This is a genomic window from Methylocystis sp., assembly GCF_051062815.1.
Taxonomy (GTDB): domain Bacteria; phylum Pseudomonadota; class Alphaproteobacteria; order Rhizobiales; family Beijerinckiaceae; genus Methylocystis.
The window spans coordinates 1-12197 of sequence record NZ_JBPFDU010000091.1 but is presented as its reverse complement, the minus strand read 5'-3'; the positions used below and the strand labels follow the sequence as shown (position 1 = coordinate 12197).

Genomic DNA, 12197 nt, shown 5'->3' with positions numbered 1-12197 from the left:
TCGGGCCGGCTTGGGTCCTGCGTCGTTTCGAGCGCACAAATTCCGACGCCTCGGCAGGCGATCTGAGGTCGATTTCGGCCAGTTTCGCCCGGAAGTCCGCCGGTTCCGAATCATGTCCGATAAGCCGACATTATCGGACATCGAGACGAGACGACAAGCGCGGCGATTGGAGCGCGAATTTTACTGACAAAGCGCCGCACCAAACGTTACGATTCCGCCCATGCTGGAGAGTGATTCGCGCGACTTATCCGACCTTGCGCCCATCGCGAGGCGTCCGTGGCGCGTCGCCCGTCGGCGCCAAACGGGTCTGTCGCCTTGGCAAAGTCTCCCGGAAATCCAGCCGTTTCCTCGTTGGGCAAGGCTAGACGGCGCCGCCGGCGGCGCCGCGTCAGCGATGTTTGTCGCCGGCGCCGGCATCGCCTATCTCGATCAGCTGTTGCGTTCCGGCGTCGATGTTTCGAGCGCCGGCAGAGACTCCGTCGATGTTTCGCGCGCCGGCAAAAACTTCGGCGTCGAGCCGGTTTTTTCACATGCGCTGCGCCAGCGTCTGGCGCTGAAAGCCGCCGCGACCTGCGCCCGTCTCGCCCGCCTGCGCGAGGACGCGGCGGCGCTACGCGACGCCGAACATCTTTCCGGCGTCGGCGTCGACACCAGCCCCGCCGGACGCTTGCATCGCCTGTTTCGGCTGTTTGCGTCGCGCGCCGTGAAATTCGACGCGCAGACTTTGTCGGCGGCCGCCGAACACATCGGGGCGCCGAGCGCCTTCGACGCGCAGGGTATTGCCGAGGCGTTGCGCCAAACCGTCGCCAGGGCCAATGATCCGCTTGCCGCGGCGGCGGCCGTGAGCGCAAGGGCGATGCATGATCTGGCGGCCGTCCCTGCGATCGACGCGGAAATCTTTGTCCTCTGGCTCGCCGACGCAGCCCTGGCGCAAAAACTCGGCTGGCAGGCGCCGGTTCCGCTGCTGGCGACGGTGATCGCGCACCCCGTATTGCGCCGCGGCCCAAACGGCCGCCGACCGCGTCCAGGCGACCGCGACTGGTCGAACGCGCTGGCGAGCGCCTACGCGCTCGCCGCGGGTGAGGCGATCGATCTCGCTGCCGCCTTGTCGCGCCAGACGCAAAAGCTTCTCGACGCCGCGCCAAAGCTGCGCGCCAAAGGCGCGGCGCGGGTGATCGAGATGCTGCTTGCCGACGATTGCGTCGCGCCGGCGCGCGCCGCGAAATACGCCAAGCTCTCCGACCGCAGCGCACGGCGTCTGTTCGATCGGCTGACCGAACTTGGGGCTGTGCGTGAAGTCTCGGGGCGACCGAGCTTCCGGCTTTACGGATTATAGTGTTTTCAGGCCGACGCAGAAACCGAGCGCATGAAGAAAACGCGACAAGACGCAATGTGAGGCGCGGATCATGGGCCGTCCGAAAAAGCGCGAATTGCACGAGGCTTTCGATCCGGTTCTTAAGGACCTGCCGGAAGCCGCGCGCTGGCGGGAATGGATGGGCTGCGTCGAAGCGGTGATTTTTGCGGCGCCAAGCCCCGTGCCGCGCGAAGCACTCGCAAGACTGGTTGGTTCATCCTGCAATCTCGATGACCTTATCGCCGACATCCGCGACGAATTGCGGGCGCGGCCCTATGAGCTGGTCTTTGTCGCCGGCGGCTATCAATTGCGCACCAAGCCGCGCTTCGCGCCGGCGATCCGGGCGGCGGGCGGCGACGATCTGCGCGACGCCGGCGCGCCCGAATTGACGCCGACCGAGATCCTGGCCGTGACGGCGATCGCTTATCTGCAACCCGCGACCCGCAGCGACTTGTCCCGTCTTGCTGGGCGGGAGATTAGCCGCGACGTGATCGGCGCACTCAAGCGCCATGGTCTGATCGACGGCGCGCTTCGCGCGCCAGAACCCGGCGCGCCTTTCGCTTATGTCACAACGAGAAAGTTCCTGGAGGTCTTCGGCCTCGCGTCGCTGCGCGAGCTTCCCGATATCGAGCGACTCGAGGACGAGGGGCTGCTGCAACGGCCTCAGTCGGACATTGATCTCGACGGGGCGATGGGCATTTTGCGAGAGAACGACCCGCTCTTCGTCGACGCCATGGAGCTAGGCGAGGCCGATGAGGGGTGAAATTCGCACCATGCGCGGCGGCTATGGCCGATATCGTCCCGGTTTCTTGCGGACAATCGGGGACCTTGCGCGCTTTGACGTCGAAGCGCCTTTGCGCTGCGTGTTAGGCAGAGGGATGAAATCGGCAAAAACTTCGCGCTGCTGATGTCGATTTCGGTTTCAATCTAAGACCGAGCCGAGTTCGACAACATTTTTCTGTTTCATTTGGGATTCTGTTTTCAATTCCAAGTCTCATTTGAAACAGAAATATTGATCGAATCCGCCGACGGTGGACTAGCGCTGCGGGGCCACGATTTCGCGGCGTTCGGCTGTTTGTAAGTTGGCATCATTTTATCATTTCCGGTGCCAGATACGACAATAGCAACGCGGTCGATCGACCGGTCGATGAATCTCATTTAAAACAGAAGAATTGCAGCTGCAGTTCCAAATGAAACAGAATTTGTGTTGACACTGATCGAACCTAACGCCCTGAAATGCAATATGGTGTCAGTGTCACATTGAAACCGAAATCGACATCAGGCACTTCAAAATCTTGCGATCAAGGCTGTGCCAGTCCCACTAGTGCAGCGTACCCGCGTTTGGCATCAACCAGGGTCGCCACTTCAGCAACCGTGAGACTTTCTATGAACTCGGTCAACGAGCAATCGAGCCCAAACGTATCGTTCACCTCCTTGAGAATGTATATCATTTGCATCGAGTGGCCGCCGAGGTCAAAGAAATTGTCCTCAGTGCCAACCCGATCCACATTGAGCGACTTGGACCATATTGCCGCAATCACCCGCTCCGTATCCGTTGCCGGTGCGACGAACGCCTTCGGGCGGAGACCACGCGGCTCACGTTGCGCGTCGAGCGAAGTCACCACCTCTTGCGCGGTTTGAAAGTGCGTAGCGATGCGTTCAAACCAGCGCTGATTGAGTAGCGACCACTGCGGCTGAGATCCCGCTTCGGGGTCGGGGCTCTCATCTTCATCGAAGTCCTGCGCAGAGAGCTTTGCCGCCTTGGCAAAGGAAGACTTCCGCATGCATCGTTCTTCCAAGGCTGCAGGGGAGACCCCGACGACCGTCGATGTGCCTGCAACATCCCTCTCGCCGCCGTCTGTCAGACCTACAAAAAAAGAACGGGCCGGAACGTTGCGATTCGTCCTCGTCAGCACAATGTCGATCCATGGATGGCCGTGGCGCAACGCGAGGCGCACCAAAAAGAGGGCCATTTTTTTTTCAACGCCACGCCCCAGGGTTCGGCAACTGAGAAAAAAGCTGTCAACAATCATGCGGCCCGCATGGTGCGATACGATCATGGCACCCACGAGTCCGTAGCTTCCGAACCGATCGGAAACGCGAACGGTGAAGCAATCTCGCGCAGGGTCTCCAAGAAGCCCCGCAAGAGCCGCAGCCGACCACGCCCGCGCCGAGGTTGTGAACTGGGTGGTCCGCCTCGAAAGTTGTGAGACGCGGTCCAAGTCCTCGCCATCGAGCGGTCGAGTATCGACGGAAACCCCCAGGCTTTCAACATAGACGTCGACATCAGTGGCGTCGATGCGGGCTTGGTTGCGTCTTCTGTCCTGCTTGAGGCGCGAAGTCCGCAGCCAGTCGTCTTCGGTAATCGCGATCGCGTCAAGTGTCCACAGATGCTTAAGGCGCGCGAGAGCCTCAGCGGGATCAGAAGCGTGTATTGTCGCGATAACGGGCAGCCGCACTCTCACCTGCTCGCATTCAAAGAGGTCGTTATCGACGAAAACGAATGATGCCGGATCGAGCTTCAGCTCCTCAGCAATCGAAAGGATGTTTTCGGCCTTTGGACTCCAATTGATTCGTGACGTTGCGACGTGCTCCAATGTCAGCGGACCCAACACGCCGCTATCAAACAGCGCCATGATGTCGGATTCGTTGTTCCTGCTGCACAGGCATATGAGTAGCCCTTGACGTTGCTTTTCGATCAGGAATTCCTGAAGGGCGGCGTGATCGGGAGTGATCGCTATATTTTCCGGGCCATCCTCGCCGCAGATGCCATCCCAAAGCGTGCCGTCGCAGTCGACGATAATCGCCTTCGACCGCGGTTGCCTGTGGCTCAGGCAGGCCCGCGCGAGCCTTGTGCCGGCGGCGGCGATGAACTCTCTGGAATAGGGCGCAATTTCGACCTCGGGGACACCAGGGGTTCGAATCTGAGCCACGTTGTAGAGGTCGCGGACGTCGTCCAGCCGAAGAAAAGACATCCCGGGCACTTTCGAAACTACGTCCGCAAGTAGCGTGCACGTTTCATCCGCATTTGAGACAAACGGGCAATCCGCAGCGGGGAACACGACAACGATAGTCGTTGCTGAAGAAACCCCAAGCTCCAAGAGAGCGTGCGCCGTTTCGCTCGCCAGCCTGCGTGTCTGATCCTCCGTGCGATCAAGGTGCCATGCAGCCAAATCGAGGAGGATAAGGTTGAAGCCGTTGGCGTTGTTGTGGACGGCACTATTCGGGTCAATGAGCGCGCGTCGAATGTCATTGAAAGGAGCGTGGGTGATGCGCGTCGGCCGGGCAAAACTCGAAAACCAAAACGCAACATAACGATCGAGGTCCTGGGCGGCGAAGTTGGCGGCGATCACAATCTCATCTGCTTTAGTTGCTGTTGCCGGCGGAGCCGCCACTTGCCAGCCGATCCGTCCATAAAGGTCGGCGATCGGGCGGCCCATGAGGTCTTGAATTCCTTCGGCCCATTGTAGGAGTAAGTTCAAAAGGCACGAGATCGAGGTGTCCTCGAAAAGGGACGTCTTGTACTCAACGCTAAAGTCGAGCGACCCATCTGCGAGCGGCGTCACGACGACGCGCAGATCGAGGTCACTTGTTTCAGACAGCAACGCTTTAGGCTGAAACCCGCCCAGCTCGATCGGCGTCAACTGCCCCGGGTACGTGTGATACCACAGTCCAACCGAGAACAGTGGCTTGGCATCGGCTCTCCGGGACGGATTGAGGTATTTGATCAGTCTATCATAAGGATAATTCTGGTACGCAAGCGCGTCACGAATGGCATCGCGCACGTTACGCAAAACCTCCCCCAGGATCTCCTGTCCCGATATGCGGATACGAACCGGAACGAAATTGATAAAGCAGCCCATGACGTCCAGTTGGTTTTCGAAACGCCGGTTTGCCACCGCCGTTCCGATCACGAAATCCTGCGAACCGGTCCAACGATGGATCAGCACTGCCAGAATAGCTGCAAACATCATGAACGGCGTGGCACCAATCCCTTGACCCGCGCGCTGCACTGCCGCGTACTGCGATGCCCCGAGGTTTCCCGATACTCGAGCGCCCGCTCGTGTTTCGAGCCTCGGCCGTTGACGATCCGTCGGCAATCGCAGTGTGGCAGGGGCATCCGCGAATGCAGAAGTCCAGTATTGCCGATGCTTCTCGTTCTCTTCTGCCGCGACCTCTGCCCGGCAGGCGGCAGCTGCCACGTCGCGATACGCTGGCAGGGCCGGGAGGGACCGCGACGATTCCGGTGATAGAAGTGCATGGAGGTCACGAAGAAAGACCCGCATGGCCCATCCATCGCACACGATATGATGAATCACAATAACGAGAGCTGTCTCGCCAGAACCGGCTTGTATCAACAAAAAACGGTAGTTGCGGCCGGCGGATAGATCGAACGGGCGGGCTGCGAAGTTTGCTAGCAGCCTCACAATCTCCCCAGCAACAATTGAATCAACAAAGACACAATCAAGTTCGACTGGAACCGCCGGCCCGATTCGGAACGCCAGGCCGTCGGGGTCATGGACCAGGGCAGCCCGCAGCGGCTCGTGGCGCTGCACAAGCGAATTGAGGGCCCGCGCTATTGTTTCCCGCTCACGGCAAGCACCCAATCGCAGCATCACGCCGACGTGATAAAAAGGATCGCCTGGAAACAACTCTTCCGAGTAGGCAATGATTCGCTGCGAGGACGTCAACGGGATGGTGCTTTGCGTATCGGTGCTCGGTGCGCCCTCCAGGTTAGTCTCACTGGGCCGCTCGGCGAGTTCTGAAATCCTGGGGTTCGTGTAGAGCCAGTCGGTCGGGACTTCGACACCGAGGGTTTGGGCGAGGCTGATCTGCAGGCCCATCAGGCTCAAGGAGTCGAACCCCAGATCGAGCAGCCGACTGTCAAGGGTGATGGCGTTAGCCGGCACAAACTGCGCGACGAGACGCCAAACGGGTGAGTCGAGATCCGGAAACGAAGACATGTTCGGCGTCGCGCGAACAATGCGGTCACAGTGCAGGACCGGCAGCTTTTCGTCGCGCAACAGCCGTCGCGTCATTCTTCGCTGGATCTTGCCGCTGGTGGTCTTCGGCAGGGTCCCGTTTCGAGTAAGGACAATGCGCGCCGGATTCAACTCCAGGGCCTCCCAGACTGCGGCTCGCAGCGAGGCTGCGATCCCCAGCAGGTCCTGTCCGGAGCGTTTGCGGATTTCCTGCACCAGGACGATGCCGTCTTCGTCCAAAAAGGCCGCGCCCGCGAGGTCGGCTACATCGGAGCAGGCAGAGGCGACGGACTCGATGTCCTCAGGGTTGAAGTTCTCCCCACGGAACACGATGAGGTCATCGATCCGACCCAGTACAAATAGCTCTCCATTGCTGAGGAACCCGAGATCACCGGTTCGCAGGAACAGCTGCTGAGTACCGGGTAATCGGGCTCCGAAAACGGCCGCGGTGCGCAACGGATTGTTCCAATAACCGCTGGCGACGGTAGGTCCAGAAATCCAGATCTCGCCAATCTTGCCGCCTGCAACAATGGATCCACTGACAGGACTGACAATCTCAACGTAATGACCGGGGATCGGCTTACCGCATCCGATGAGCAGACGCTCAGAGCCTGCCATACCGGCGTCCGCGGCCGTAACACGATCAATTATAATCGATGCCGGGTCCCCATGCCCGTTACCGCCCCCGCTTACCATCAGGCACGCCTCCGCCAGCCCGTAACAGGGGAAGAAAGCGCGCCGCTGGAAACCATACGGTCCGAAAACTTCTACGAATCGATCGAGCGTGCCAGCCCTAACGTGATCTGCTCCGTTGAAAGCAACGGTCCAGCATGAAAGGTCTAGACTAGACCGCTCCACTTCCGTGGTCTTTTCCGCGCACATTGCATACGCAAAATCAGGGGCACCGCTGGTCCCGCAGCGGTAACGCGAGATCGCCGCGGGCCATCTTGCAGGTTGCTGCAAAAATAGGGTCGTAGGCATGAAAAAGCATTCAGCGTCAATATACAGAGGCTGCAGCACCCCCCCGATCAGACCCATGTCGTGAAACGGAGGAAGCCAAGTTAGAATTCGACTGTCCCGATCATGCCCAAAGCGATCGGCCAGGATCCGTTGCTGCTCCATGATGTTGCGATGGGTGAGCACAACGCCACGTGGCGCTCCTGTGGAGCCGGAAGTGTATTGAATGATGCAGGCGTCGTCCTCGTCTACCTCCACGTCGAGACCAGCGGAGGCTTGCTCACAACACTCCTCGGTTCCAAGCACCCGAATGCCTTCAGAATCTCCGGCGAGTTCTTTCAGCTTCGGAATATCCGTTGATCTGCAAAGGACGGTGCCGCGCCCGAGGTCTCCAATTACCGCGTGGAGCCGGCGTTCGGCGCGCCGGCCATTCGCCGGCGGTAACGGGACCGCAAGACTCCCAACCATGATGGTGCCAAAGAGCGCGGCCAGGAATTCAGTGCCCATCGGCAACGGCAGCAGAACTGGATCGCCCTTTTTGACGCCAAGGCTCTGCAGGCGCCGCGCGATTACGGATGACGAGGCGATAAGATCAGCGTAGTTGATGCTTGCGGTCACTGCATCGCCCGAGGCAAGCACCCGATACCCATGGGAAGACTGGGCGTCGGACGAACGCAATCTAAGAAGGTCAATTAGCGTTCGCATCATCCCCTCGCTCGAAAATCAACCGTTCATCGCGACCACTGCGTCATTGATGCTCCAGCCAGCATCGTGTCCGAGTTGCGCCCAGCGGCGATCCGCCGCCACCCACTGAAAAAGGCTATAGGGGTTGGGGATTGCGAGCGCCTCCATCGTGGCCACAAAACGTTCCAGCCGATCAAACCGCTCCTCGGGCGGCAGATCATTTGCAACGACAGTTGGAGTGACCTTCAAAACATCGTTCAGCCGCTGGCTAAAGCGCGGGCGCGATCCGTAGTCCCGCGCAATCGATTCGGATCCCGCGAGGCCATTGCTGTGATACTGCATGAGCCAAGCATCCGATTGATAGATTTGAGACCGGTGATCGCGAATGAAACGAAGGGTCTCCTCGAACTCCCCGTCGGTCTCTCCGGGATACGCGATCATCCACAGCGTGCTGGTCATCACCCCCGCCGAGCTAAGTGCCTCCAGGCTATGGCACATCTGATCCGGGGTGGTCATTTTCCGCATTGCGTCCAGAATGCGTTGACTTGCCGATTCCATGCCCAAGCGGGCGCGGTAAAGGCCGCCGCTGTGCCAATTGGCAGTTCGTCGGGGATCGGTGCAAATCGGATCCGCACGAAGATAGCAGTCAAGCTTCAACAGACGGCCGCTTTCCTGGATGTCGTGGGTCAGCGGTCCGATCACCTGATTTGCAAGGGAATCGCAAAGGTAAAAGCTATTGCGCCCATAGCGATCAGCCAGCCCACGTAGAGTGGAAAATGCGTGATCGGGCTTTATTCGTGTGAAACCGTGCCAGAATACGGTTTCGGCGCAAAAGGTGCATTCGAATGGACAGCCGCGGGACGTGGCGGCCGAAAGCTGCAAGTAGCGGGTCACGTCAAGCTCGCCGTAATCCGCGAGCGGAAGATCGTCTATCGCCGGGAGTGCTTCGGCCTTGTCGTTGAAAGAGTGCGATCCCAGAATTCCGGGTGGCTCGCTGGGCGTGTCCAATATCTTGAGGAACGCGCGCTCCCCTTCGCCCACCACGAAATAGTCGACGAAAGGATGCGCATCGTAAAATCCTCTGATGTCTTCCTGTTTGGCCGTCAAACCCATGATCGGGCCCGGCCCGCCGACGACGGTACGAATGTTCGAGTCAAGTCCCTTGACCAATCCCAGGACAAAGAGAGCAGCCGGCCAAGTCGAGTTAAATATCGAGCAGCCGACGACTTCGTACCGGCGACGATGCAGAAGCCGATATAGGATCATGCGGACCCTTGTATACAGTTCATCGAAGATGCGGTCGAACGCTGCAACATCAAGGCGCGAATCAAAATCGTCCCGATCCTCTCCCGCCATGTTGAGCAATTCCGCTACGAGGGTGGTGTAATCCGGCTCGTTACGCGCATAGAGATAAAGGATCTGATGCATCGCGAGCGCCTCGGTTCCGTTGCGCTCGATATTCCAGCGACTCCAACGTGGAAATAGACGCTTGCCGACGTTGAAGTAACGACGTTGCAAAGAAAACAGTTCTGTCTGGGTATTGAAATCAAACAAGTCGATGCTGTGCCCGGCGGCTTCCGCATAGGCCTTCAGACAGCTGATCCCCAGCGGGACACACACCGGATCCCAGAACGGAGGCACGATCAAAAGAGCCTTCATGGGGAGGGGGTTCCGTCGCGCTTTGTGTTGGAACTTGCTAACGCGGTTTCGAGCGGTGAGGATATCCGATCAGACTGCGAGGTCAATGAGTTGATCGGAAGGCTTCTCGGCGAGGTTCTCCTAACTAACCCTCGACCTTGCGCATGACGATTTGGCCGGAGGCCAGCAGAGCCCGGCACGGCATGGCTGCGGTTTCCGCGCGGGGCAACACGGTCTGCGTCTCGATCGGACGTTTGTATTCCTCCTCCAGGCGCTCGATGGCGTTCGTGGTGCAGATCGACCGCCACTGGCCTTGGGGAAGCGCGCGAAAGTGAACAGCCTGTCGTCCGCCTCCTCCCGGCTATCGGCGATGGCGCAGTATTTTGGGCACCATCAGCGAATGTCGGCCTTGCGCTTCGCCGCGATCTCCCGTCCGCCCTTGGCATAGATCTTGTCTTTGTATTCATGTGATATTTACTCCTGTGGCCGATCCGCTGCATGAGCGAGAGGATTGCGGTGCTTGTGCACGGTTCAGCGTTGCACGGGCTTATCCGACCATGCAGCCGCCAGCGCCGTCTTGAGGCCCAGAGCGCCGTCGACGACGACGAGTTCCGGCTTTTGCAAGTCCGCTCGGCGCGCTCGTCGAACAGCGCCCGTAGCGCGCCAGTACCCGCTCCAGCTCTTCCTCGAACATCGCCTTGATGAGCCCGCGCCCCCGCGCCAACCATGTCCTCGTTTCCGGCATCCATCGCTCCAATCGTCGAATAGCAATTTCTCGACGGCGGCGGTCGCCGAGTTCGTCGCAATTCATGCTTCATGGCGTGGGGCGCTGGAATCGTAAGGGTTAGGCAATCCGGAGACTACGCCAACCAAGTTCCAGCACAGCTGCGATGGGACCGGCAGGGTCGTGTGAAATCAAGCCTCGCACAACGAGCAGACCAAACCCGAAAAGGTCATTCCCAAACCATGCCCGTAATCGGTTTGGTTGCCGAGTCGCGGAACGCAGGTGCGCGCAGGCATGGCTCTGCAAGACATGGGGTACCGCTCGTGCGCCGCTACCCGTGCTTATTCAGAGGTCTTGAAAAGGCGTAATGCAGCAGGCGCGCAGGCAAGCTCGCGCCGCGTCACTGGAAAACCCGCGACAGGAAGGAACGTCGTCCCAGCTGGGTAATCGTCAGATGCGAAAACATGGACTGGAATGAGTGCTTGGCTGATGTAATGTACATCCAGAAGGAAGAGCTTCCAGCAGGGTCGAAGCCGCTCAGCTGGTGATCGGGGATAGAGATGGACGGCTTGAGCATAAAGGAGCTACGGGTCCGGGATTACCGGTCGGCAAGGCGTCTGCGCTTACCTTTTTATGACCTGACCATAACCGTCGGCAAGAACGGTACTGGCAAGAGCAATCTTTACCGGTCATTGATGCTCCTGGCGGCGGCTGCGAACGGGGACTTCGCAAAGGTCCTGGCTGCAGAGGGCGGGATGCCTTCTGCCTTGTGGGCCGGCCGCCGGATGAAGGGCAGCGTTCGAATGGCGCTCGGAATCACCTTGGATGACTGGACCTATGACATTGAGTGCGGGCTGCCGGCTCCCGCGGAGGCTGCCCTACCTTTCGACCCAATGGTCAGGTCGGAAGTCGTCGGGCTGCGCCGCCACGGCAAAACGCCAGCGACGGTCATGGAAAGGCGCGGTCCATCCATCATGTTGCGGGGTCGCGACGGCCAGCAGACTCACCTGCCTCTGCACGTTCTCCCAACTGAAACCGCGCTTTCGGCCATTCGGGACCCCGAGCGGTTTCCGGAACTGTTGGCCATCGCCGATGTGATTCGCGGATGGCGTTTCTATCACCAGTTCCGCACTGATACATTTTCTCCCTTGCGCCAGCCGCAGGTTGGCGTTTGCACACCGACCATGAGTTCCGACGGAACGGATGTTGCTGCGGTGCTCCAATCGGTCATCACCATCGGCGACGGCTTCGGAATTGCGGATACCGACGAAGCCGGCCATGCATTCCAATATGAAGCCGGCCACCTATTCCAATCCGAAGCCGGCCGGCGTTCCGATTTGATGTCGGCCACCGGCGTTGCTCTGCTGCAGATCGGTTTGAATGATGTTTCGCGTTTTGAACGCGGTCAAGCGGGTTCGTTTTTTGTCGCGGCCGAGCGCCGTTTGCGCAGGCTCTCGCCGGAGAGTTCTATTCGATAGGCGTTGTGGATGACGCGGTCGAGGATGGCGTCGGCGATTGTCGGCACGCCGATCATGTTGTGCCAGCGATCGACGGGGACCTGGCTGGTGATGACGAGGGAGCCCGCGTCGTAGCGGTCCTCGACAATTTCCAAGAGGTCGCGCGCCTGGTCGGCATTGAGCGCTTCCGGCCCCCAGTCGTCGAGGATCAAAAGCTTGGCGCGGGCGATGGAGCGCAGCAGCCGGCTGTAGCGGGCGTCGCCATGAGCGACCGCGAGGTCGGCGAAGAGCCTCGGCACGCGGTAATACAGCACGGAGATGTCCTGTCGGCAGGCTTTCTGGCCAATAGCGCAGGCAAGCCAGCTCTTGCCGAGCCCGCTTGCCCCGGTGATCAGCAGATT

Annotated in this window: 6 protein-coding genes and 1 pseudogene; 3 read left to right on the top strand and 4 right to left on the bottom strand. The window is 59.6% G+C overall.

Annotation, left to right across the window (positions count from 1 at the left end; genetic code table 11):
* Nucleotides 1-220: 220 nt before the first annotated feature.
* Both ACR65W_RS19155 and scpB read left to right on the top strand, forming a co-directional pair.
* Nucleotides 221-1336 (top strand): DUF1403 family protein, encoded by a 1116-nt coding sequence (locus ACR65W_RS19155; protein WP_434503012.1) that lies wholly within the window; start codon nt 221-223, stop codon nt 1334-1336.
* Between the two features lie 70 nt (nt 1337-1406).
* Nucleotides 1407-2117 carry an SMC-Scp complex subunit ScpB gene (gene scpB, locus ACR65W_RS19150; RefSeq protein WP_434501380.1) on the top strand — a complete coding sequence of 237 codons (711 nt, stop codon included), beginning with the start codon at nt 1407-1409 and terminating at the stop codon, nt 2115-2117.
* A 538-nt stretch (nt 2118-2655) separates the two neighbouring features.
* On the opposite strand, the gene ACR65W_RS19145 is transcribed toward scpB, so the two are convergent.
* The 3 genes and pseudogenes from ACR65W_RS19145 to ACR65W_RS19135 all read right to left on the bottom strand — a co-directional run.
* Nucleotides 2656-8001: an HAD-IIIC family phosphatase gene (locus ACR65W_RS19145; RefSeq protein WP_434501379.1), complete on the bottom strand. Its 5346-nt coding sequence runs from the start codon at nt 7999-8001 to the stop codon at nt 2656-2658.
* A gap of 15 nt (nt 8002-8016) precedes the next feature.
* Nucleotides 8017-9636 carry a B12-binding domain-containing radical SAM protein gene (locus ACR65W_RS19140; RefSeq protein ID WP_434501378.1) on the bottom strand — a complete coding sequence of 540 codons (1620 nt, stop codon included), beginning with the start codon at nt 9634-9636 and terminating at the stop codon, nt 8017-8019.
* Between the two features lie 124 nt (nt 9637-9760).
* Nucleotides 9761-9946 (bottom strand): annotated as a pseudogene (locus ACR65W_RS19135) (transposase); the annotation flags it as partial.
* Nucleotides 9947-10899: 953 nt separating this feature from the next.
* Here ACR65W_RS19135 and ACR65W_RS19130 point away from each other — a divergent pair.
* Nucleotides 10900-11817, top strand: coding sequence for an AAA family ATPase (locus tag ACR65W_RS19130; protein WP_434503010.1), 918 nt, complete (start codon nt 10900-10902; stop codon nt 11815-11817).
* On the opposite strand, the gene ACR65W_RS19125 is transcribed toward ACR65W_RS19130, so the two are convergent.
* The coding region (locus ACR65W_RS19125) for an ATP-binding protein (protein WP_434503008.1) at nt 11745-12197 on the bottom strand (453 nt) is incomplete at its 5' end. The two genes, ACR65W_RS19130 and ACR65W_RS19125, sit on opposite strands and share 73 nt — an antisense overlap.